This is a genomic window from Nocardia nova (genome assembly GCF_002933465.1).
GTDB classification, from domain to species: Bacteria; Actinomycetota; Actinomycetes; order Mycobacteriales; family Mycobacteriaceae; genus Nocardia; species Nocardia nova_B.
Genome location: NZ_PSZE01000028.1, coordinates 66,959 through 88,198 on the forward strand (window position 1 = coordinate 66,959; position 21,240 = coordinate 88,198).

Genomic DNA, 21,240 nt, shown 5'->3' on the forward strand with positions numbered 1-21,240 from the left:
ATGTGTGCTCAGCGACTCAAATCGGCCCGCAACCGGGATTCGTCCACGTCGAAGTAGCTGTGTTCACGGCCGTCGAGCAGCACCACCGGCAGCCGGTCGCCGAACTCGGCCCGCAGCGACGGGTCGGTGGCCGCCGCCGCGTCCACATCGACGGTCGCCGGTTCCACGCCGAAGTCGGCGCAGATGGCGCGCAGTTGCGTCAATGCGACCGTGCACATACCGCAACCCTCGCGGGTCAGCAACGTCACCGAATGCGTGGCAGTACTCATATCGCCATTAAATGCCACCATGCCGACAGACCCGCGATTAGCCGCGACTCGCCGGATTCGCGCGGGAAATCGCCGGTCCGGCGTGCCTGCACCGAAGCCGGTGCTACACGACGGTTGAATGTGAGCAGGCATTCGTGGAGCCGACGAGTGGAGAGTGACTGAATTCACCGACTTTGTGCAGGGCTTCACAAGCGGTTACGGTGGTGACACGCGACCCGCCTGCTTCTGGCGGCGGACGCAACCGCACCCCGTGTACCAATACCGATCCGATACCGATGCCTGTGCCCGGTATCGGTGGTGGACCAAGCGAAACCCCGGACACTACCCCCCGGCCGGACGAGGAGCCGAACGACGTGACAGAGCAGCATGAGACGCCGAATGGCGTCTCCGGCAGAGCTCTGAACAGCCTTTCCGGCAAATCCGTCAACAAGGACATCCCGCAGGCCACGGTGACCCGTCTGGCCACCTACCTCCGAGTGCTCGCCGTCCTGGCCGACGAGGGTGTGCTCATCGTATCGAGTGAAGAACTGGCTGTCGCGGCGGGTGTCGGTTCGGCCAAGCTTCGCAAGGATCTATCCTTCCTCGGCCCCAACGGTGTTCGCGGCGTCGGCTACGACGTGGCCAAGCTGCGCAACCGCATCGAGGACGTGCTCGGCCTGGCCGACGGCCATCGGGTGATCCTGGTCGGCGCCGGGAATCTGGGCCGGGCACTGGCCGGTTACGGCGGATTCTCGCGGCGCGGATTCACCATGGTCGGCATCTTCGACAACGATCCCGCGGTGATCGGCGCGTCGGTCGCCGGGCTGCGGGTGCTCGACACCGCCCGGCTGCGTGCCGCGGTCGCCGAACTCGCCCCCACGATCGCGGTGGTCACCGTTCCCGATGCCGCGGCTCAAGCCGTCTGCGATGAACTGGTCGCCGCCGGGGTGCAGTGCATTCTCAGCTTCTCGCCGGTGAACCTGGCGGTTCCGGCCACCGTGGAGGTCCGCCGCGTCGACCTCGCCGTCGAACTGCAGATGCTGTCGTTCGAGCGCGCTCGCAGCGCGGAACTCGGGGCGGCCGAGTCGGCGGCGACCGAGCGCGTCGCCGGGGGGGAGACCGTGCACGCGGTATCCACTCCGATCGGACGCCGGATGGCCGGACGCACGGCCCACCAGCCCACACCCCGCAAGACAGCCTCGCATTCGGCAACGGAGCCAACCAGCAAGGGATCGGTGGTCGCACCATGAGTGTGCTTCTCGTCGGAATTTCGCATCGCAGCGCTCCCGTGGCGGTGCTGGAGAAGGTCGCGGTCACCGAGGAGGACCGGCCCAAGCTGACCGACCGCATGCTGGCCTCCCAGCACATCTCCGAGGCGATGATCGTCTCCACCTGCAACCGCGTCGAGATCTACGCCGTGGTCGACGCCTTCCACGGCGGCCTGGCCGAGGTCGGCGATCTGCTGGCCAAGCATTCCGATCTGCCGCTGCACGAACTGACCAAACACGCCTACGTGCGCTACAGCGAGGCGGCGGCGGAACATCTGTTCGCGGTCGCCAGTGGCCTGGATTCGATGGTCGTCGGCGAGCAGCAGGTGCTCAGCCAGATCCGCTCTGCCTACGCCGCCGCCGATGCCCAGCAGGCCGCCGGGCGCACCTTGCACGAATTGGCCCAGCACGCCCTGCGGGTCGGCAAGCGGGTGCATTCGGAGACCGGGATCGACCGCGCGGGCGCCTCGGTGGTGTCGGTTGCCCTGGAGCGCGCCGCGAATGTCCTCGGCGACCTGGTCGGCCGCACCGCGGTCGTGGTCGGCGCGGGTGCGATGGGCGGGCTGTCGGTGGCCCATTTGGCACGGGCCGGAATCGGCAGAATCGTCGTGGTCAACCGCACCCTCGAGCGTGCCGAGCGGCTGGCCCACACCGCGACTACCATGCACGGCGCACCGGCGACCGCGTTGGAGTTGTCGAATCTGGTGAACGCCATGGCCGATGCCGACATCGTGATCACCAGCACCGGTGCGGTCGGTTCGGTGGTGAGCCTGGCCGACGCCCACCGGGCACTCAACGTCTCCCGCGCCGGACATCAGATGGTGATCTGCGACCTGGGCCTGCCACGCGATGTGGATCCCGCGGTGGCCGGCCTGCCCGATGTCACCGTCATCGACATGGAGACGTTGCAGCGCGATCCCGCGGCGGGTGCGGCGGCCGACGACACCAGCGCCGCGCGCGCCCTGGTCGCGGAGGAACTCGCCAAATATCTGTCCGGCCAGCGGATGGCCGAGGTGACCCCGACCGTCGCGGCCCTGCGCCAGCGCGCGGCCGAGGTGGTCGAGGCGGAACTGATGCGGCTGGAATCCAAACTGCCCGATCTCGGTGATCCGCAGCGCGAAGAGGTGGCCCGCACAGTGCGCCGGGTGGTCGACAAACTGCTGCACGCGCCCACGGTCCGGGTCAAGCAGTTGGCCTCGGTGCCCGGCGGCGGCAGCTACGCCGAGGCACTGCGTGAGCTGTTCGAATTGAAACCCGGTGCGGCACAAGCTGTTGCGGCGCCGATGGAAATCGCCACTCTCGGCGGCGAACTGGCCGACGACTTCACCACGAGCCATCTCGGAGACGAACAGGGGCATCCGCAGTGAGCGCTGATACGGCCACCGCATTCGGGGGCGCGGCCACCGGGGTCGACACGCAGGAGCACAACATGACGCGACGTGGCACCACGGATGCCCCGTGGCGGATCGGCACCCGCGGCAGCGTGCTGGCACTGACCCAGGCCGGCACCGTGCGCGACGCGCTGATCGCCGCCGGGCAGCACGCCGAATTGGTCATCGTGAAGACGGCAGGCGACAAATCCTCCGACCCGGTCGAGAAGATCGGTGTCGGGGTATTCACCGCCGCGCTGCGCGAGGAACTGGCCGCCGGGACCGTCGACATCGCGGTGCACTCCTACAAGGATCTGCCCACCGCGCCCGATCCACGCTTCACCATCGCCGCGATACCGCCGCGCGAGGATCCGCGTGACGTCCTGGTCGCCCGGGACGGCCTGGTGCTGGGCGAACTGCCCGCCGGATCCCGGGTCGGCACCTCCGCGCCGCGGCGTGCCGCCCAGTTGCGCGCCCTCGGCCTCGGTCTCGAGATCGTGCCGTTGCGCGGCAATATCGACACCAGACTTCGCAAGGTCGCCGAGGGTGAACTCGATGCCGTGGTCGTCGCGCGGGCCGGGCTGTCCCGCGTGGACCGGCTCGGCTCGGTCACCGAGGCCCTGGAGCCCGTGCAGATGTTGCCGGCACCGGCCCAGGGCGCGCTCGCGGTCGAATGCCGCAGCGAGGAAAGCGATCTCGTCACCATCCTGTCCACCCTCGACGATCCGGGCAGTCGCGCCACGGTCGTCGCCGAACGCGCTCTGCTCGCCGAACTCGAAGCCGGTTGCACGGCGCCGGTCGGTGCGCTCGCCGAAGTCGTCGAATCGCTCGACGACGAGGGCCGCGTGGTGGAGGAACTGTCGCTGCGCGGCGGCGCGGCGGCGATCGACGGCTCGGATGTCATCCGGGCCTCGGCGGTCGGCTCGCTCGCGAACGCAGAGCAGCTGGGCCGCGATCTGGCGCGTGAGCTCCTGGAGCTGGGGGCGCGCGACCTGCTGGCCGGCGAGGTATCCGCCGGCGCGTCCGACTTCACCAATCCCAGCCCGATGGAGAACAAGCCATGAGCCGAGCCACCAAGAAACATCCCGGTCGGATTCTGTTCGTCGGGTCGGGTCCTGGTGACCCGGCACTGCTCACGGTCCGCGCCCGCGAGGTGCTGGGACGAGCCCGGCTGGCGTTCACCGACCCCGATGTCGACAAGGGCGTGCTGGCCATGATCGGCACCGCCGTCGAGCCGGGCCCCGACGGGGAATCCGCCGTCGATGTGCGCCCCGCGCTGGGCGAGCCGGCCGAGGTCGCGAAGACACTGGTCCACGAGGCCCGCGCCGGACACGATGTGGTGCGGCTGGTCTCCGGTGATCCGATGACCACCGATTCGGTGATCGCCGAGGTCAACGCCGTCACCCGGTCGCATATGAACTTCGAGGTGCTGCCCGGGCTGCCGTCGGCGACCACGGTTCCAGCCTATGCCGGTATCGCGCTGGGCTCCTCGCATACCGAGGTCGACGTGCGCGGTGAGGTCGATTGGGCCTCGGTCGCGGCCGCTCCCGGCCCGCTGGTGCTGCATGCCACCTCCGGCCACCTGGCCGAAACCGCGAGCGCGCTGGTCGAGCACGGTCTCGCACCGCAGACCCCGGTGGCCGTGACCGTGCGCGGCACCACCCGGCAGCAGCGCACCATCGAGGCGACGCTGGCCACCCTGAACTCCGCTGCCTCCGAGCTGGTCGGACCGCTGGTGGTCACGGTCGGCAAGGAGGTCGAGAAGCGCGCCAAAATGTCGTGGTGGGAGTCGCGGGCGCTGTACGGCTGGACCGTGCTGGTGCCCCGCACCAAGGAGCAGGCCGGCGAGATGAGCGAGAAGCTCGTCATGCACGGCGCCATCCCGATGGAGGTGCCGACCATCGCCGTCGAGCCGCCGCGCAGCCCCGCGCAGATGGAGCGCGCGGTCAAGGGTCTGGTCGACGGGCGCTACCAGTGGGTGGTGTTCACCTCCACCAACGCCGTGCGCGCGGTGTGGGAGAAGTTCGGCGAATTCGGTTTGGACGCACGGGCTTTCTCCGGCGTGAAGATCGCCTGTGTCGGCGAGGCGACCGCCGACAAGGTGCGCTCGTTCGGTATCAATCCCGAACTGGTGCCCAGCGGTGAGCAGTCCTCGGAAGGTCTGCTGGCCGACTTCCCGCCCTACGACGATGTTTTCGATCCGGTCAACCGCGTGTTGCTGCCGCGCGCCGATATCGCCACCGAAACTCTGGCCGAGGGTCTGCGCGACCGCGGCTGGGAGATCGACGATGTCACCGCGTACCGCACCGTGCGGGCCTCGCCGCCGCCGGCCGAAACCCGCGAGATGATCAAGACCGGCGGTTTCGACGCCGTGCTGTTCACCTCCTCGTCCACCGTCCGGAATCTGGTCGGTATCGCCGGAAAGCCGCACGCGCGCACCATCGTTGCCTGCATCGGCCCCAAAACCGCCGAGACCGCAATCGAATTCGGCCTGCGCGTGGATGTGCAACCCGAGATCGCCCAGGTCGGCCCGTTGGTCGATGCCCTGGCCGAACACGCCGCCCACCTGCGCGCCGAGGGCCTGCTGCCCCCGCCGCGCAAGAAGAGCCGCCGCAGCCGCTGAGCGGCTCGTTAGTCAGGGTCGCTGAGCGGCTCGTTAGTCAGGGTCGCTGAGCGGTACGCCGAAAAGGCGCTCACACCCGGCGTACGCGCATGAGGTCTCGGACGAGGCTGCAGGTCTTGTTGGAGGGCGGACGGATGCCGACGACCTCGGCGGTGTGCCGAATGGTCTGGTTGTCGGCGAGGTTGGCGCGGTATACGCCGGAGTCGAGCAGGGCGATGGCCAGCCGCATGGCCTTCAACCTCCGGTTGTGCATCACGTACCAGGAGCGCGGCCGTCCGGCCGGTAGGGGCTGTTTCACCAGCGGCGCGTAGGGATCGATGATCGTCGGTGCGGTGGGCATGAGAATCCTCCCCTCGGATGGAGGTTCATCGGGTCGTCGGTGGGCCGAATCGAAGGCGGGACGGATATGGGCAGTCCGTCCCACCGCCGATCGATCGGTCGCGCGCCGTGGGCAGTAGCGCGTTACCGAGGCCGGTTCGACTGTTGACGAATCCCCTCGAACACATCTTCGATCCTACCGGAGGGCACCGACAAAAACCGGGCCTCGCAACGGGTTTCGGCGCCGCGCCCGCGTCGTCGGTGCGTCGCCCGGAATTCGCCGGGTGTGACCCACGCCAACCGGCCGGGAGGTGCCTGGGAGCCGGGCTCCCGTGCGGCGTATCGTGCGGTTATGACCGGAATGGACCGCCCGCGGCGGTTGCGTCGTACCCCCGCGATGCGTCGCCTCGTCGCCGAAACCACCTTGGAACCAAGGCAATTGGTACTCCCCATGTTCGTCGCCGACGGCCTGTCCGAACCGCGCGAGATCAGTTCGATGCCCGGCGTGTACCAGCACTCGATGGATTCGCTGCGCAAGGCCGCGGCAGAGGCGGTCGGGGCGGGGGTCGGCGGGCTCATGCTGTTCGGCGTGCCGCGCCCGGAAGACAAGGATGCGGCGGGTAGCCAGGCCAGTGCCCCGGACGGCATTCTCAACCGCGGCCTGCGCGCGCTGACCGAGGAGGTCGGCGGTGAGACCGTCGTGATGGCCGATACCTGCCTGGACGAATTCACCGATCACGGGCACTGCGGGGTCCTGGCCGGCGACGGCTCCGTCGACAACGACGCGACCCTGGAACGCTATGTGGAGATGGCGCTGGCCCAGGCCGAGGCCGGCGCCGAACTGCTGGGCACCAGCGGCATGATGGACGGCCAGGTTGGTGCGATCCGCGCCGGACTGGATGCGGCCGGTCACATCGACACCGGGATCCTCGCCTACGCGGCCAAATACGCCTCGGCGTTCTACGGCCCTTTCCGGGAGGCCGTCGGCTCGTCGCTGCAGGGCGATCGCCGGACCTATCAGCAGGATTCGGCGAATCGGCGGGAATCGCTGCGTGAGCTGGAACTGGATCTGGCCGAGGGCGCCGACATCGTGATGGTCAAACCGGCCATGTCGTATCTCGACATCCTGCGCGATGTCGCCGATCATTCGCCGGTTCCGGTCGCCGCCTATCAGATCTCGGGCGAGTACGCGATGATCACCGCCGCCGCCGAACGCGGCTGGATCGACCGCCGCGGCGCGATTCTCGAATCGCTTCTCGGCATCCGACGCGCGGGTGCCGATATCGTGCTCACCTACTGGGCCACCGAGGCCGCGCACTGGCTGTCGTGAATCCGGCGACCCTGCCGGCCGAGCCCGGCATTCGGACCAGACCCGAGGATGTGCGCACCGCCTGCCAGCTGTGGTGGGCCGTGGTCGCGCTCGGGGTCTTGCGACTGATCCTCGGCGCGGTCGACCGCCTCGGCAATCGTCGCCAGGTCGCCCAGGACTTCTACGACCAGCTGCACGGCCAGCGGCCCGACTTCAGCGTGGCGCAGATGGAGCTGGTGGTTTCGATTCTGGAGGTACTGGTCCTCACCTACGGCCTGGCCGTCGGCATCGGCGCGGTAGCCGTGGTGTACCAACTCGGGCGCGGCCGACTGTGGGCGCGCACGGTTGCCGATGTGGCGACCGCTGTGCTGGTGCTGGGCGCCGTCGGGTCGATGTTCGGTCTCGGCGCGGTCTCCGGTGGCCCGGCGGTGCTGATCGGGGCTGCGGCGATATTGCAGGCGGTGCTGGCCTGCGGAGCCGTATTTCTCTGCCGCAGAAAGGAATCCGAGGCGTATTTCCGAGCGAACGGCAGCTGAGACGCGAGGTCGAATTTGTCGCGTGCCGATCGGGATGTATGGTGAGGGTTGTCACAGGGAGCTCGGGAACTGAAAGTCGTTGGTTGTGCGTTGTTCTTCGGATGTGGTTTTTCGGTCGGTGGTCGCATCGATCGGCTACCGCGATGAGTACGCAGCACGGATGGCTTCGGTGGATCGGAGACATCGATGCGCGTGGTGATTCAGCAGCGACAAAGCATTCGACGCGATGTTCTGGTGATGGGTCTGCTGCTGCTCTTGGCACTGCTCACCCTCGCCGGCCTGCTGCTCCCGGGGAAGGTCGGCTGACTTCGCCGCCACCCGCTCGCACCGGCCCGCGCGTCGTATTCGGAGGTCTTGCGTGAGCGACGCCCCATCCACCGTCGCGGTGCGGCCGGATTCCGTGCTGTTCAGCGAGCCCGGTGCCCGCTGGCGAACGGTCGCCTACGGCCCCCTGCTCTGCCTGCTGGTGCTGATCCTGGAACTGGCGCTGCGGCGCGGCCCGGTGCACTGGTTTGGCCTCGCCTTCTGCGCGATTCTGCTCGCCGGATTCGTGACTTTGCAGGTCGTGGCCGGAAAGCGCCACGTCAGCGTCGAACTCACCGACTCCGTGCTGCGTCAGGGCACCGAAACGCTGCCCGTGAGTTCGATCGCGCGAATCTTTCCCGAACACGACAAGGAATCGTGGGACGACGATCCCTGGCAGTCTGCCCGCGCGCTGGGTGAGCTGACCGCAGTGCCGCGTCGTCGCCGCGGCATCGGCCTGAAACTGCGCGATGGCGCGATGGTGCAGGCATGGGCGCGCGATCATCAGCAGTTGCGCGCGCGATTGAGCGCCGCGATCGACCGGCTCGCCGAGGATTCGGCGCCCGCGACGGAGGAACCAGCGGCGGCCGCTGGCAGTCCCGAGGACGACGAGGCTACCGAGGGCAAGGAGGACGTGGCGTGATGCGCCGGCTGTGGATCTTGCTCGATCTGGTGCTGGTCGTGGTCTGCGCGGTGGCCGCCGTGCCCAGCTGGCGGCACGGTGTCCATCGGACCTGGTTCGCGGCGGCCGGGGATCAGCCCGCCTTCGAATCCACCCACTACGCCGGTCCGTGGCTCGCGCTGGCCACCGTATTGGTCACGGCCGCGGGCCTCGCGGCCATCGATCTGGTGGTGCGGTGCGCGGTTCGCCCGCGCTGACACGCCTGTTCGCCACAGCCGCACCCGATTTCGCGGCGTGTCGCCCGATAGCGGATCGAGTGTTGTGGGTATTGCCGGAAAATGAGCACCATGACGCGCAACCGAGCAGTGTGGAAGACCTCGTTCACGATTCTCGCGGCCGCCGCGATCGGTACGGCCCCGGTCGCCGTGGCGGCTGCTTCGCCCGAAAACCCCTCGGCCGCAGCCACTTCGGCTGTCGGTGGGGTGCCGGTCGGCCCGCAGACGTCCGGCCCGGCCGGATCGCCGAGCGGCACCGTCGCGAGTTCCGTCGATCCCCAGCCCGCCGGCGCGGTCTCCACCCCGCTGCGCACCGGGCAGGTCTCGCTGCTGGATCTGCTTCCCACGCCATTGAATTGCCTGCTGTCCACCGGCTATACCCTGCTGTGCCTGGGCGTTCCGGTCCCCTGAGCCCTGACCCTCAGGTCGCGGGGCCGCTCAGGTCGATGCGGGGCAGCTGGCTGCTCTGTGAAGAGCTGCGGTTAGTGCCACTGCTGGAAGACGTCGAGCAGGCGCGTTCCGTGCGATCCGGGTACGTTCGCCATCACCACGACGCTGCCGTCCGGGTGGCTCGCCGCCTCCTCGATCACCTGCCGCAGTGAGGCGTGCACATTGCCGTGCTGGTCGTGATAGAGCTGGGTGTCCGGCTTCAGTCCCGCCCCGATCCGGTTCATCGGAACGACCATCGTGACCAGTGCCGGAATCGGACCGTCGCCGAGTGCGGCGGTCTCGTCGTGTGTGAGGATGACCCCGGCGCGCTGCTGGTCGGGCTGGACGACCGGCGTCACGGCGGCAGCCTGGGTCGCCGCCGCGACGGAGCCGACGAGGGTTGTCAACAGGGCTACCCCGAATACTGCTTTACGCATGAACCCTCCCGGCCGTGAGCGTAGTGGTGGGTACGAGGTTACGCATGGGCAACTCGGCGACAACCCCTTATGGTCGGAAATTTACACGGCGTGTTGCGGTGACGGCGCTGACGGGCGGATGTGAGGAAATTCTCGGCAAACCGCCGGTCGGGTCGACGGGAGTACAATGTGCGACCTTGGCTTGTGGGGTGGCTCACCCCACTACACCCTGTCGTCGACCCCTTCGGCGCGGGCTGCGACACTGGTGGTCGTGAGTTCTTCTCCGCGCGCGACCCAGGTAAACGTGCCGGTCTCCGCCCGACTCTTCGAACGCGCCGCCGCGATCATCCCCGGCGGTGTGAACTCGCCTGTGCGGGCCTTCAATTCGGTCGGTGGCACCCCACGATTCATCGCTTCGGCGCGCGGGTACACGCTCACCGACGCCGACGGCAACGACTATGTGGACCTCGTGTGTTCCTGGGGGCCGATGATCCTCGGACACGCCCATCCGGCTGTCGTGGACGCGGTGCGGCGGGCCGCCACCGGCGGGCTGTCCTTCGGCGCGCCGACCGAGGCCGAGATCGAACTGGCCGAGGCGATCGCCGCCCGCGTCGATCCGGTGCAGCGGGTGCGGCTGGTGAACTCCGGCACCGAGGCCACCATGAGTGCGGTGCGGTTGGCGCGCGGGTTCACCGGGCGCAGCAAGATCGTCAAGTTCGCCGGCTGCTATCACGGCCATGTCGACGCGCTGCTGGCCGATGCCGGCTCCGGTGTCGCGACCCTGGGCCTGCCGACCTCGCCGGGCGTGACCGGAGCGCAGGCCGCCGACACCCTCGTGCTGCCCTACAACGACCTCGAAGCCGTCGCCACGGCCTTCGCCGAATACCCGGGTCAGATCGCCGCCGTGATCACCGAGGCTGCCGCCGGCAATATGGGCGCGGTCCCGCCGCTGCCCGGATTCAACGCCGGCCTGCGTGAGCTGACCAGCGAACACGGCGCCCTGCTGATCATGGACGAGGTGATGACCGGCTTCCGCGTGAGCGCCGCGGGCTGGTACGGGCGCGATCCGGTCGCGGGCGACCTGTACACCTTCGGCAAGGTGATGAGCGGCGGGCTGCCCGCCGCGGCCTTCGGCGGCCGCGCCGAGGTCATGGACCACCTCGCCCCGATCGGGCCGGTCTATCAGGCCGGCACGCTCTCGGGTAATCCGGTGGCGGTGGCGGCCGGGCTGGCCACGCTGCGTGCCGCCGACGCGGACGTCTACGCCGCCCTCGACCGCAATGCCGAACGCCTCGGATCCCTGATCACCGAGGCTCTGACCACCGCGGGGGTCCCGCACACCGTGCAATTCGCGGGCAATATGGTGAGCGTGTTCTTCGCCGAGGGTCCGGTTACCGACTACGCCACCGCCAAGGCCACCGCCACCTGGCGCTTCCCGGCCTTCTTCCACGCGCTGCTGGAACGTGGCGTCTACGCGCCGCCGAGCCCGTTCGAGGCCTGGTTCGTCTCGGCCGCCCTCGACGAGGACGCATTCGACCGCATTGCTGCCGCACTGCCCGCCGCCGCTGCGGCAGCCGCGACCGCCACACCCGAAGGATCCCGCGCGTGAGCGACCCAGATCAGCTCGAATCCGTCACTGCCGCAACAGAATCCCCATCGCACGAAGAACCGGCGTCGCCCGGGGTCGCCGCCGCGGCGAACGGGGAAGCCGAACCGTCGCAGGGGCCCGGCCCGGACTCGGGAGCCGATGCCGGCAAGATTCCCTCGCTACCCGGTGACGTCGCCTCGGATACCGAGACCATCGTGCACGTGATGCGCCACGGCGAGGTGCACAACCCCAAGGGCATCCTGTATGGCCGCCTGCCCGGTTTCAGCCTCTCGGTGACGGGTCGCTCGCAGGCGGCTACGGTTGCGCGCACCCTGGCCGATCACGATGTCGCCCTGGTTGTCGCCTCGCCGCTGCAGCGCGCCCAGGAGACCGCCACGCCGATCGCCGGACAGCACGGGCTGATCGTGCGCACCGACGACAACCTCATCGAGGCCGGTAACACCTTCGAGGGGCTGCGGGTGTCGGTCGGTGACGGCGCCCTGCGCAAGCCGCGGCACTGGTGGAAGTTGCGCGATCCGTTCACGCCATCGTGGGGTGAGCCGTATCTGCAGATCGCGCATCGCATGCTCGCCGCCGTGAACAAGGCGCGGGTGGAGGCGGCCGGGCACGAGGCCGTGGTGGTGTCGCATCAGCTGCCGGTGTGGACGCTGCGGCGCTTCCTGGAGGGCAAGCGGCTGTGGCACGATCCGCGGCAGCGGCAGTGTTCGCTGGCCTCGCTGACTTCGCTTGTGTACCAAGGCGATACGTTGATCGACATCGTCTACTCCGAGCCGTCGGGCGGCTCGGATCCCAGGGTGACCGGGGCGTGAGCGGGGCGGTCCGGCGTCTGCTGCCGATGCTGCTGGCCTGCGTGGCGGTCGTCGCCGCGCTGGCCGGCTGTTCGTCGGGGAACGACGCGGTCGCCCAGGGCGGCACCTTCGATTTCGTCTCACCCGGTGGCAAGACCGATATTCGGTACGACCCGCCGGCCGCCCGCGGCACGATCGGCCACCTCTCGGGGCCGAATCTGATGACCGGCAAGACCGTCTCGGTCGACGACTTCCCGAACCAGGTCGTCGTGCTGAACCTCTGGGGCCAATGGTGCGGGCCGTGCCGCGCGGAAGCGCCCGCGCTGGAACAGGTCTACGAACAGTCCAAGGACAAGGGCGTCGCCTTCCTCGGGATCAATGTGCGTGATCCGCAACAGGACAAGGCACGTGACTTCGTAACCGACAATCACGTCGGCTACCCCTCCGTCTACGACCCCGAGATGCGCAGCCTGCTGGCGCTCGGCGGCAAATTCCCCACCAGCGTCATCCCCACTACGCTGGTACTGGATCGGCAGCATCGCGTCGCCGCGGTCTTCCTGCGGTCACTGCTGGCCGAGGATCTGCTGCCGGTGGTGAACCAGGTCGCGCAGGAGGGCCGGCAGTGACGGCTCTGGCTTCCCCGGCGGTGCCGGCATTGGCTTCCCGGGCGGTGCCGGCGTTGGCTTCGGTCGGCGAATCGTTTCAGCAGACCGCGGCAACCGGGCCGCTGCTGCTGGCGCTGGGCGCCTGCCTGCTCGCCGGACTGGTCTCGTTCGCGTCGCCGTGTGTGGTGCCGCTGGTGCCGGGATATCTGTCGTACCTGGCCGGGCTCGTGGGAGCCGAAGCGCCGCCGGTCACCGTGGACGAAGCCCAGGGGAAAGGGCCGGCCGTCGCGCTGCGCTCCGGCCGGATGCGCGTCGCGGGTGCGGCCGGACTCTTCGTCGCCGGCTTCACGGTGGTGTTCGTGCTGGCCTCGGCGACGGTTTTCGGTGTCATCCAGACGTTGAATGTCAATCGTGAACTGCTGCAACGCGTCGGCGGTGTGGTGACGATCCTGATGGGGCTGGTGTTCCTCGGCCTGGTGCCGATGTTGCAGCGCGACACCAGAATGCATCCGCGCCGGCTCACCGGAGTCGTCGGTGCCCCGCTGCTGGGCGCGGTCTTCGCCCTGGGCTGGACGCCGTGCCTGGGCCCGACGCTCTCCGGCGTGATGGCCGTATCCGCCGGAACCGAGGGGGCAACGGCCGCGCGCGGTGTCGTGCTGATCGTGGCGTACTGCCTCGGTCTCGGCCTGCCGTTCGTGATTCTCGCGTTCGGATCGGCCACCGCGCTGCGCGGCGTCGGCTGGCTCCGGCGCAATTCGCGCACCATCCAGATCATCGGCGGCGTTCTGCTCGTCGTGGTCGGTATCGCGCTGGTCACCGGGATGTGGGATCAGTTCGTCGGATGGATCCGCAATGTGTTCGTCTCCCAGGTAACCCTGCCGATCTGAGCCCCATGACTGTCACGATGACGCCCCCGTCCACCGCCGCGAAGCCGCCGCGCCAGTCGCTGCCGCGCCGCGCGTTCGCACTGCTGCGCAACGCCTGGCGCGGATTGACCAGCATGCGCACGGCGCTCATGCTGCTGTTCCTGCTGGCGCTGGCGGCGATTCCGGGGGCGTTGCTGCCGCAGCGCAGTCTGAACCCGCAGAAGGTCGACAAGTACATCGCCGATCGCGGCACCCTCGGCCCGTGGATGGACCGGCTGCAGCTGTTCGACGTGTTTTCCAGCTTCTGGTTCACCGCGATTTACGCCCTGCTGTTCGTCTCGCTGGTCGGCTGCATCGTGCCGCGCGTCTTCGACCACTACAAGGCGCTGCGCACACCGCCGGTTATGGTGCCGCGTAATCTGTCCCGGCTGCCGCACCATGCCGCGACCGTCACCGGCGACACCCCTGCCGAGGCGATCGAGCAGGCGCGGCGCGGGCTGCGCGGCTGGCGCACGGTGGTGCGGGACGGCTCCGAGGTGCGCAACGGCCGTCCCGGTGAGGTGACGCTCTCGGCGGAGAAGGGTTATCTGCGCGAACTCGGCAACCTGGTCTTCCATCTGGCCCTGGTCGGCCTGCTGGTCGCGGTGGCGGCGGGCAAGCTGTTCGGCTACGAGGGCAACGTGATCGTCGTCGCCGACGGCGGTCCCGGATTCTGCACCACCTCGCCGGCGGTCTTCGACTCGTTCAAGGCCGGCCGGGTCAACGACGGCACCGGACTGACCCCGGTCTGCGTGCGCGTCAAGGACTTCAAGGCCGACTACCTGCCCAACGGCCAGGCCGAGATGTTCACCGCCAACATCTCGTACCAGACCGGCGACGATCTGGCGACCGACACCTGGCGCGACACCACCATCCAGGTCAATCATCCGCTGCGCGTCGCCGGAGACCGCGTGTACCTGCAGGGACACGGGTATGCGCCGACCTTCACCGTCACCTATCCGAACGGGCAGAAGCGCACCGAGACCATCCAGTGGCGGCCCGACGACGGCGCGACATTCCTGTCCAGCGGTGTGATGCGGTTCGACCCGCCGGGCGGCATGTACGGCAGCGAGGACGAGCGGCGCAAGAACCAGATCGCGATCGAGGGCCTGTTCGCGCCCACCGCGTTGATGCACGGCAGTCTGCTGACCTCCTCGTATCCCGGACTGACCGATCCGGCGGTGGCGATCGACATCTACCGCGGCGAGACCGGGCTCGACACCGGTCGCGCGCAGTCGCTGTTCTCGCTCGATCCGGAGATGATCAAACAGGGCCGGTTGACGAAGCAGCAGCGCGTCAATCTGCGGCCGGGTGAATCGGCCACCCTGGCCGACGGCACCAAGGTCACCTTCGACGGGGCGCAGCAGTACGCGAATCTGCAGGTTTCCCACGACCCGGCGCAGAACTGGGTCCTGGTGTGCGCGTTGACGATGATGGCGGGGCTGCTCGTCTCGCTGCTGGTGAAGCGGCGGCGAATCTGGTTGCGCGCATATCCGGAAGGCCCGGATGCCGACGGTTCCGGTGAACGACGTACTGTAGTAGAAATGGGTGGGCTGGCCCGCACCGACCAAGCGGGTTGGGGCGGCGAGTTCGACCGCTTGCTGACGCGGCTGCTGGGCTCCGACCGCGCCGGCACCGGCAGCCCTGCGGATCAGCGCCCGGTCGCCCGGACCGAGAGCACGGGAGAGTGAACATGCCGATCGACGAAACACTCGCCGGTTACAGCAATCTCGCCTTCAAGACGGCGTTCGTCGTCTACCTGCTGGTGCTGGCGATGCTGATCGTGCAGTACGCCTCGGCGAAGAAGAAGGTGACCAGCGCCCAGGAGCGGGAGCGCGAACTGGTCGGCGTCGGCGCCTCCGGCGGGGTGAGCGCGGACCGGCCGATCGTGCCCGGCAAGCTGGAGCCCGCCCCGAAGCGTTCGCTGGCGGAGCAGCTCGGCAATATGGCGTTCGCGGTGCTCTTCGTCGCGATCGGCCTGCACCTGGCCTCGATCGTGTTGCGCGGCTTCGCGACCCACCGCTTCCCGCTCGGCAACATGTACGAGTTCATCACCATGGCGACCGCGGCCGCGATGGTCACCGGCCTGGTGTTCATCCACGACCGCCGGTACCGCGCGATGTGGGTCTTCCTGCTGGTTCCGGTGCTGATCCTGATGTTCCTGGCCGGCCAGGTGCTCTACGCCGACGCCGCGCCCGTGGTTCCGGCGCTGAAGTCGTACTGGCTGCCGATTCACGTCACCATCGTCAGCATCGGCAGCGGCATCTTCATGCTCTCCGGTGTGGCGAGCCTGCTGTTCCTGCTGCGCATGTACCAGCCGGAAGGACAGGAATCGAGTAACCCGCTCGGCGCCCTCGCCCGCCGCCTCCCCGATGCCCGTACCCTCGACCGCCTCGCCTACCGCACGACGATCGTTGCCTTCCCCCTCTTCGGCACCGGCATCATCCTGGGCGCCATCTGGGCCGAAAGCGCGTGGGGCCGCTTCTGGGGCTGGGACCCGAAGGAAACCGTCTCCTTCATCGCCTGGGTCATCTACGCGGCGTACCTGCACGCCCGCGCGACCTCCGGCTGGCGCGAAACCAAGGCCGCCTGGATCAACGTGGCCGGTTTCGTCGCGATGCTGTTCAACTTGTTCATCATCAACATCGTGGTGAGCGGGTTGCACTCCTACGCGGGACTCAACTAGGTTCACCCAGTTCGAGGACGGCGTGGAAACCATCGGCTAGGCAGTCGGTGAAGGTTTCCACGTCCGGTACCGCGGCGGTATCGGCGTTGATGCCCACGCAGCAGGTATCGGTATGGGAGATGAGCGTGACGTTGAACGCCGTGCCGATGGTGGGGCCGAAGGCGTACATCCGCTCGACCGCGGCGCCGGCGATGTAGATCGGCACGGGGGAGCCGGGGACGTCCGAGGCGACGAAGTCCACGTGCTTGAGCATCGCGGTGACGATGGCGACCGGTAGTCGGTTGAGCGTGGCGGCGACGGCGGCCGAATAGGGGATCGCCGGTTCGTGCCGCCAGCCGACGACCATCGCGTCGAGTACGGGCATCAGGGAGGCCGGGTCGGTGATGCCGGCCGGCAGCGCGAATCTGACCAGGGTGATGCGATTTCCGCCGATCGGGTCGGTGTCCTTGCGCATGCTGACCGGCATGGTGACCCGCAGCCGCTCGACCTCCGTTTCGTGCAGTTCGTGATAGCGGTGCAGCCCGATGACCACCCCGGCGAGGAAGGCGTCGTTGAGGGTGCAGCCGACCGTGTGCGCGGCGCGGCGCAGCGGTTCGAGCGGAACGTCGAGAGTTGAAAGGTGGCGCGCCAGACCACGTTTCGTCATCACAGGGGACAGGGTGTCGACCACCGGTCGCGCCAGCTTGCCGATCGAGACGGCCAGCTCCACCCCGTCGCGCACGGTACCCACCGGGTGGGCGAGGACGTGACGGGCCAGCGGCAGCACATGCGCGAGGCCGCCGCGCAGCAACTCCGACCACACCGCCCAATTCCATCCGACGACGTCGGCCAGCCCACCGCGGCTTTCCGGGGCGGGCTCGGGATCCGGACGAGGTTCGCCGCCGGCGCGGGTGAAATCGACGATCTCGTTGGCCAATTGGATGCCGCCCAACCCGTCGGTCAGGCAGTGATGCACCTTGAGCACCAACGCGCTGCCGCGACCGGCCACATTGCCCAGCACGGTTGCCTGCCACAGCGGGCGGACCGGGTCGAAGGCCGTCATGGCCTCGACGCGAGCGAATTCGAACACCGCCCTTCGGTCGACCGCGGCCGGTAGCGCAACTCGCCGCATATGCCAGGACAGGTCGAAATCGGGGTCGGCTTCCCAGCGCGGGGGCGCGAGACCGGCCGGCAGGGCGACCAGCCGATCCCGGAAGCGGGGGGCCACCCGGGTGCCGCGATCAATGGCCTGCACCAGGCGTTCCCAGTCGGGCTCCGCGTCGAGTATCACGACCGAGACGATCGTCGAGCGCAGGATCGCGTCGCGCTCCATGCTCCACGAGAACAGGTCGGACTGGCTGAGATGAGATTCGCGCGTGTCCGTCATCGGCTTGCCTTCGCTGAGGAATCGGCGCCGTGATCGCCGCGGATGCGACTCCCGGCGCCGCTCGTGTGTCGAGCGTATTCACCTCACGCGCCACGCCGGTAGGGCCGAACGTCGGCGCCGGCGTGACCAAGGGCTCCCGGAAAGAGTTTTTTCCTTCCCTGTCGAACCCTGTCGAACCCTGTCGAAATCCCGGACCGTCGCAAAGGTCTCGTTCATGGTTTTCGGCGCACAGGACATCGAGCCGGCTTCCGCACCCGCGTCGACGACAACGGCATTCCGGTCCAACTCGAGCACCAGGACCGCCGCCGCTGGGACCGCACGCCGATCGAACACGGTCTGGGCATGCTCGACCGCGCCTTCGATCTGGCGCGTCCGCTCGGGCCGTATTCGCTGCAGGCGGCGATCTCCGGATGTCATGCCCACGCCACCACCTTCGGTGATACCGATTGGGTCGCCATCCTCGCCCTCTATGACGCTCTCGTCCAGCTCACCGCTCGATACCACCTGCTCGGCGCGGTCCGCGGCGATTTCCTCACCCGGCTCGGCCGGCATCACGACGCCGCCGCCGAGTTGGAGCGAGCCGCCGAACTCGCCCCCACCAGGCAAGAGCGGCACCTTCTGCTGGACCGCATGGCCGCCGCACTCGCGGCCGCGGGGTAAGGCGTCGGCGCGGGCAGTTGCGAGGTCTTACGGCTTTGCCCGCCGCACCCACTCTCATCCGCGCCATCCGCGCGGTTCGGTGGCCTGCCGGGGTGTCGGAATCGGTATCAGCGGTGTGCGTTGGTCTCTGTCCCGTTGCGCAATCTTGCGACCTTTCGCGCTGGACGTTGGAACTGCGGAGCGAACCCGGACAAGCCCGTGTCAACCTGCGTAGACGCGCGGGCATTCGCCGTACCTGCAGGGTTGCGGCTCGGCCGTCGGCGGGCAGGTAACGATTCATTGCAATCGCATTAATGCGACCTAACCGGAGGGGTGGTACCGGTTACCGTGTATGCGCGGAGGTCGCCCTCGATAGGGAGCGGATACGTCGGCCTCCGTTGTTAGGGGATGAACCGGTGCCCCACTTCTGTGGGTCTGAGCCGCCCAGCGGGTGGGGCACTGCCCTCCTCTCGCGCCGCCGAGGGATGTCGACGGTGGCCGCGGGACGTCACGGCACCACGGCATCGTCGCGGACGTGCGAGGTGGCCGCGGGTTCGTACCGGCCCGCGGGACGCCCGATGGCGCCACCGCCGATGACGATCCGGGACGGTGCATATCGTCCGCCGAGCGCGGGCTCCTCGGCCGGAACAGGGTTTCGCCCGTACAGGTCGGCCAGTATGCGGCCCAGAGGAATACGGTCGTCGGGATCCCGCGGCGATCAGCAGGCCGATCACCGGATCGTCGCCGCGACGGCGCGACCGTGCGGGCTCAGCTGTCGTCGGGCGTGGTCCCGGCTCGGGACGATCACGCCGCGAGCGTGCAGGCGGGCCAGGGCGCGGCGAATGCTTCGCGCAGTATGCGCCGTGGCCCGTCGCAGTGGGGCGGTGGTGCGGAGACCTCCCGGCGCGAGCGTGCGCAGGACGGCGCGCTCGCTCGGATTCACGCTCGGGCTCCGGATGCGCTCCACCGTGCGAAAGACAATCGAGGGCATGCGGTTTCGACGTCCGCTAGGTGCATGATCAGGTCGAGGGTGCGGACGTCGAGATGGGCGGGTGCGGGCATGACGATCGCATCCACGTCGGCAGTTCGGATCTGGTCGATCAGCGGAATCGTCCGATGCGGGACCGGCCAGACCAGTGTGTAGCCGAGGTGGCGGGCGAGCCGTTTCACCTGTGCCGCATCCCAATTCGGTGCGGTACTGACCTCCGGATCGATCCAGGCCAGCGCTGTCGGACGTGTTCTCATCCGTACCCCTCCTGTCTGTGTATTTCAGATTCGGCGCAGGTAGGAGCCCCGAGGACCAGTGAAGGGACAGGGGGACAGGGCGGCAGTATCGATCTACTCTCGGAACATGGGCGAACACGTGGGGCGGCGAATCGCATCCGAGCGCAAGATCGCCGGTTTGGGGCAGCGCCAATTGGCGGCGCGCGCGAACTACTCGCTGTCGATGGTGAAGGCGGTCGAGCAGGGGCGAGAGGTTGCGTCGCCGGGGTTCATCTCGGCCGTCGCGCGGGCGTTGCACATCACGCCCGAACAGCTCACCGGGGCGCCGTACGACGACGGAAAGCCGTTGTCGGACGCGGTGAACGAGCTATCGGTACTGCTCACCGAGGGGCGATACGCGCGAGCGGCGGAGCCGGGCACGCTCGTTCAACTGGAATCGGAACTGATTGCGGCGCAACGGCTCTACCGGAGCGATCGAACGCGTCAAACGATCGAGGTACTGCCGGACTTGCTTCGCCGTCTGCACGGCGCGGTGCGAGATCTGAGCGGCGATGAGCGAGCGCGGGCATACACGCTGCTGACCGCGGCCTACGTCCTGGCGGAATGGTCGGTACGCCGCACCGGGCACATGATGCTCGCCCTTCCGGCATTGGATCTGGCGGATACCTATGCCCCGCTGGCCGACGACTCGAACTACGCGGCGTTCTCGGTACTGGCACGCGCACGGGCGCTCACGCACTACGGCGAGTCGGAAGTCGCTGCGCAGCTGATCGATTCGGCGCTGGACGCGGCGGACGATTCTCATGCCGGGATGGTGCTCGCCGGCTACTCACATCTCGCCGGCGCGATCAACGAAGCGCGCTCCTTGAATTACGCACGTGCGCTGGACCATATCGGTTCCGCACGTGAACTGGCCGCACACACCGGCGAGACCGACCTCTACATGACTGCGTTCGGTCCGCTGAACGTCGACATACATGCTCACGCAGTAGAACTCGAAGCGGGCGACCCGAACAGGGCGGCTATCGCCGGCGCACAACTAGCCGCGCCGGCGGGTGCGCCGCCTACCCGCGTCGGCCATCACTGGCAGGACAATGCGCGGGCGTGGTTGATGTCCGGCAAGCCGGATCGAGCGCTGGCGGCGCTCAACAAGGCCCGCGCCGCCGCGCCGCAGCAGACGCGATTGCATCCGTCGGTGCGCGAAACGGTGTACGGCATCGCTGCGGCACAGCGCCGTCAGTCGGAAGGGTTGCTGGGATTCGCCGCGTGGATCGGCGCGGGACTGTAGAGGTCGTCCTCTTCTCTGCGCGGCACGATTCGGCGATGAACGCGGGCAGAGAAGCCATTCGAGTCGTTTACGGTCAATTCGGGTCGAACGCCCGGGCGACCGTAAGGCTGTCCTCGTAGACGTGGTGACGAGTGATCAGGCCGTTCTCGACCGTGAGGTGAAGGGCGAAGCGGGCACGATAGGGGCGACGGGTCGCGCGCGCGGTTTGGCGAATTTCGCCCGCTACCACCGCATCCGGGCCGTCGACGAGAATTCGCTCGACCACCGTGTCGACCTCTTCGGGGATTGTCGGCAGCACGTGAAAAATGACCACCGCGCGGCAACTCAAAACGGACCACCTGGTCGGTGACCCTGGCTGTATCCGAGCCAGGGAGGACCGAAGGGATGCTTGCTGTGGAGGATTGGGCTGAGAT

At 68.4% G+C, this 21,240-nt stretch carries 23 protein-coding genes; 17 read left to right on the top strand and 6 right to left on the bottom strand.

Annotated elements, in window-relative coordinates; all coding sequences use genetic code 11:
• Window positions 1–8: 8 nt before the first annotated feature.
• On the bottom strand, window positions 9–269 hold the full coding sequence (locus C5E41_RS26430) for a glutaredoxin family protein (RefSeq protein WP_104378445.1): 261 nt from the start codon (window positions 267–269) through the stop codon (window positions 9–11).
• Between the two features lie 353 nt (window positions 270–622).
• Here C5E41_RS26430 and C5E41_RS26435 point away from each other — a divergent pair, with 353 nt between their 5' ends.
• The 4 genes from C5E41_RS26435 (at window position 623) to C5E41_RS26450 (ending at window position 5,509) form a co-directional block, all read left to right on the top strand.
• Entirely contained in the window at window positions 623–1,498 is an 876-nt protein-coding gene (locus tag C5E41_RS26435) for a redox-sensing transcriptional repressor Rex (protein WP_104380627.1), read from the top strand.
• A complete protein-coding gene (locus tag C5E41_RS26440) occupies window positions 1,495–2,883 on the top strand; it encodes a glutamyl-tRNA reductase (RefSeq protein ID WP_104378447.1) in 1,389 nt (462 codons plus the stop codon). Before C5E41_RS26435 ends, C5E41_RS26440 begins: the two co-directional genes overlap by 4 nt.
• A gap of 62 nt (window positions 2,884–2,945) precedes the next feature.
• Window positions 2,946–3,950: a hydroxymethylbilane synthase gene (hemC, locus tag C5E41_RS26445; RefSeq protein ID WP_104378473.1), complete on the top strand. Its 1,005-nt coding sequence runs from the start codon at window positions 2,946–2,948 to the stop codon at window positions 3,948–3,950.
• The gene (locus C5E41_RS26450) at window positions 3,947–5,509 is read left to right on the top strand and encodes a uroporphyrinogen-III synthase (protein WP_104378448.1); all 1,563 of its coding nucleotides are present in this window, start codon (window positions 3,947–3,949) and stop codon (window positions 5,507–5,509) included. The genes hemC and C5E41_RS26450 overlap by 4 nt, the downstream gene beginning before the upstream one ends.
• 70 nt (window positions 5,510–5,579) lie before the next feature.
• Here the strand turns inward: C5E41_RS26450 and C5E41_RS26455 are convergent, their stop codons facing one another.
• On the bottom strand, window positions 5,580–5,849 hold the full coding sequence (locus C5E41_RS26455; protein ID WP_062967249.1) for a hypothetical protein: 270 nt from the start codon (window positions 5,847–5,849) through the stop codon (window positions 5,580–5,582).
• Window positions 5,850–6,179: 330 nt separating this feature from the next.
• On the opposite strand from C5E41_RS26455, the gene hemB reads away from it, so the two are divergent.
• The 5 genes from hemB to C5E41_RS26480 all read left to right on the top strand — a co-directional run bounded on the left by hemB (window position 6,180) and on the right by C5E41_RS26480 (window position 9,283).
• Window positions 6,180–7,157 carry a porphobilinogen synthase gene (hemB, locus tag C5E41_RS26460; protein ID WP_104378449.1) on the top strand — a complete coding sequence of 326 codons (978 nt, stop codon included), beginning with the start codon at window positions 6,180–6,182 and terminating at the stop codon, window positions 7,155–7,157.
• Complete coding sequence (locus C5E41_RS26465) at window positions 7,154–7,672, top strand: hypothetical protein (RefSeq protein WP_104378450.1); 519 nt, start codon at window positions 7,154–7,156, stop codon at window positions 7,670–7,672. The genes hemB and C5E41_RS26465 overlap by 4 nt, the downstream gene beginning before the upstream one ends.
• 358 nt (window positions 7,673–8,030) lie before the next feature.
• Entirely contained in the window at window positions 8,031–8,618 is a 588-nt protein-coding gene (locus C5E41_RS26470) for a hypothetical protein (RefSeq protein WP_439956551.1), read from the top strand.
• Complete coding sequence (locus C5E41_RS26475; protein WP_146097700.1) at window positions 8,615–8,854, top strand: hypothetical protein; 240 nt, start codon at window positions 8,615–8,617, stop codon at window positions 8,852–8,854. The genes C5E41_RS26470 and C5E41_RS26475 overlap by 4 nt, the downstream gene beginning before the upstream one ends.
• 90 nt (window positions 8,855–8,944) lie before the next feature.
• Window positions 8,945–9,283, top strand: coding sequence for a hypothetical protein (locus C5E41_RS26480; RefSeq protein WP_146097701.1), 339 nt, complete (start codon window positions 8,945–8,947; stop codon window positions 9,281–9,283).
• A gap of 71 nt (window positions 9,284–9,354) precedes the next feature.
• On the opposite strand, the gene C5E41_RS26485 is transcribed toward C5E41_RS26480, so the two are convergent.
• Window positions 9,355–9,738, bottom strand: coding sequence for a hypothetical protein (locus C5E41_RS26485; RefSeq protein ID WP_104378453.1), 384 nt, complete (start codon window positions 9,736–9,738; stop codon window positions 9,355–9,357).
• A 250-nt stretch (window positions 9,739–9,988) separates the two neighbouring features.
• Here C5E41_RS26485 and hemL point away from each other — a divergent pair, with 250 nt between their 5' ends.
• The 6 genes from hemL to ccsB all read left to right on the top strand — a co-directional run bounded on the left by hemL (window position 9,989) and on the right by ccsB (window position 16,310).
• Window positions 9,989–11,326: a glutamate-1-semialdehyde 2,1-aminomutase gene (hemL, locus tag C5E41_RS26490; protein WP_104378474.1), complete on the top strand. Its 1,338-nt coding sequence runs from the start codon at window positions 9,989–9,991 to the stop codon at window positions 11,324–11,326.
• Between the two features lie 203 nt (window positions 11,327–11,529).
• Window positions 11,530–12,135 carry a histidine phosphatase family protein gene (locus C5E41_RS26495; RefSeq protein WP_104378475.1) on the top strand — a complete coding sequence of 202 codons (606 nt, stop codon included), beginning with the start codon at window positions 11,530–11,532 and terminating at the stop codon, window positions 12,133–12,135.
• A 26-nt stretch (window positions 12,136–12,161) separates the two neighbouring features.
• Entirely contained in the window at window positions 12,162–12,740 is a 579-nt protein-coding gene (locus tag C5E41_RS26500; protein ID WP_104378476.1) for a TlpA disulfide reductase family protein, read from the top strand.
• A 5-nt stretch (window positions 12,741–12,745) separates the two neighbouring features.
• The gene (locus C5E41_RS26505; protein WP_439956511.1) at window positions 12,746–13,606 is read left to right on the top strand and encodes a cytochrome c biogenesis CcdA family protein; all 861 of its coding nucleotides are present in this window, start codon (window positions 12,746–12,748) and stop codon (window positions 13,604–13,606) included.
• Window positions 13,607–13,611: 5 nt separating this feature from the next.
• Window positions 13,612–15,315 carry a cytochrome c biogenesis protein ResB gene (resB, locus tag C5E41_RS26510; RefSeq protein ID WP_104378454.1) on the top strand — a complete coding sequence of 568 codons (1,704 nt, stop codon included), beginning with the start codon at window positions 13,612–13,614 and terminating at the stop codon, window positions 15,313–15,315.
• Window positions 15,316–15,317: 2 nt separating this feature from the next.
• A complete protein-coding gene (gene ccsB, locus C5E41_RS26515) occupies window positions 15,318–16,310 on the top strand; it encodes a c-type cytochrome biogenesis protein CcsB (protein ID WP_104378455.1) in 993 nt (330 codons plus the stop codon).
• Here the strand turns inward: ccsB and C5E41_RS26520 are convergent.
• Window positions 16,303–17,676, bottom strand: a complete 1,374-nt coding sequence (locus tag C5E41_RS26520) for a wax ester/triacylglycerol synthase domain-containing protein (protein ID WP_104378456.1) — start codon at window positions 17,674–17,676, stop codon at window positions 16,303–16,305. The two genes, ccsB and C5E41_RS26520, sit on opposite strands and share 8 nt — an antisense overlap.
• Before the next feature lie 186 nt (window positions 17,677–17,862).
• Between C5E41_RS26520 and C5E41_RS26525 the strand changes: the two genes are divergently transcribed.
• Window positions 17,863–18,336, top strand: coding sequence for a DUF6596 domain-containing protein (locus C5E41_RS26525; protein ID WP_308706133.1), 474 nt, complete (start codon window positions 17,863–17,865; stop codon window positions 18,334–18,336).
• Window positions 18,337–19,254: 918 nt separating this feature from the next.
• On the opposite strand, the gene C5E41_RS26535 is transcribed toward C5E41_RS26525, so the two are convergent.
• The gene (locus C5E41_RS26535) at window positions 19,255–19,560 is read right to left on the bottom strand and encodes a hypothetical protein (protein ID WP_104378459.1); all 306 of its coding nucleotides are present in this window, start codon (window positions 19,558–19,560) and stop codon (window positions 19,255–19,257) included.
• Between the two features lie 106 nt (window positions 19,561–19,666).
• Here C5E41_RS26535 and C5E41_RS26540 point away from each other — a divergent pair, with 106 nt between their 5' ends.
• On the top strand, window positions 19,667–20,827 hold the full coding sequence (locus tag C5E41_RS26540; protein ID WP_104378460.1) for a helix-turn-helix domain-containing protein: 1,161 nt from the start codon (window positions 19,667–19,669) through the stop codon (window positions 20,825–20,827).
• 73 nt (window positions 20,828–20,900) lie between these two features.
• Here the strand turns inward: C5E41_RS26540 and C5E41_RS26545 are convergent, their stop codons facing one another.
• On the bottom strand, window positions 20,901–21,140 hold the full coding sequence (locus C5E41_RS26545) for a nuclear transport factor 2 family protein (protein ID WP_258081266.1): 240 nt from the start codon (window positions 21,138–21,140) through the stop codon (window positions 20,901–20,903).
• Window positions 21,141–21,240: the final 100 nt, after the last annotated feature.

Bases quoted from the DNA above. Each gene is read 5' to 3' on its own strand.
- C5E41_RS26450 (WP_104378448.1), top strand. From the start codon at position 3,947: ATGAGCCGAGCCACCAAGAAACATCCCGGTCGGATTCTGTTCGTCGGG.
- C5E41_RS26520 (WP_104378456.1), bottom strand. From the start codon at position 17,676: ATGACGGACACGCGCGAATCTCATCTCAGCCAGTCCGACCTGTTCTCG.
- C5E41_RS26535 (WP_104378459.1), bottom strand. From the start codon at position 19,560: ATGAGAACACGTCCGACAGCGCTGGCCTGGATCGATCCGGAGGTCAGT.
- C5E41_RS26495 (WP_104378475.1), top strand. From the start codon at position 11,530: ATGCGCCACGGCGAGGTGCACAACCCCAAGGGCATCCTGTATGGCCGC.
- ccsB (WP_104378455.1), top strand. From the start codon at position 15,318: ATGCCGATCGACGAAACACTCGCCGGTTACAGCAATCTCGCCTTCAAG.
- C5E41_RS26480 (WP_146097701.1), top strand. From the start codon at position 8,945: ATGACGCGCAACCGAGCAGTGTGGAAGACCTCGTTCACGATTCTCGCG.
- C5E41_RS26540 (WP_104378460.1), top strand. From the start codon at position 19,667: ATGGGCGAACACGTGGGGCGGCGAATCGCATCCGAGCGCAAGATCGCC.
- hemC (WP_104378473.1), top strand. From the start codon at position 2,946: ATGACGCGACGTGGCACCACGGATGCCCCGTGGCGGATCGGCACCCGC.
- C5E41_RS26485 (WP_104378453.1), bottom strand. From the start codon at position 9,738: ATGCGTAAAGCAGTATTCGGGGTAGCCCTGTTGACAACCCTCGTCGGC.
- C5E41_RS26430 (WP_104378445.1), bottom strand. From the start codon at position 269: ATGAGTACTGCCACGCATTCGGTGACGTTGCTGACCCGCGAGGGTTGC.
- C5E41_RS26440 (WP_104378447.1), top strand. From the start codon at position 1,495: ATGAGTGTGCTTCTCGTCGGAATTTCGCATCGCAGCGCTCCCGTGGCG.
- C5E41_RS26500 (WP_104378476.1), top strand. From the start codon at position 12,162: ATGCTGCTGGCCTGCGTGGCGGTCGTCGCCGCGCTGGCCGGCTGTTCG.
- resB (WP_104378454.1), top strand. From the start codon at position 13,612: ATGACTGTCACGATGACGCCCCCGTCCACCGCCGCGAAGCCGCCGCGC.
- C5E41_RS26455 (WP_062967249.1), bottom strand. From the start codon at position 5,849: ATGCCCACCGCACCGACGATCATCGATCCCTACGCGCCGCTGGTGAAA.
- hemB (WP_104378449.1), top strand. From the start codon at position 6,180: ATGACCGGAATGGACCGCCCGCGGCGGTTGCGTCGTACCCCCGCGATG.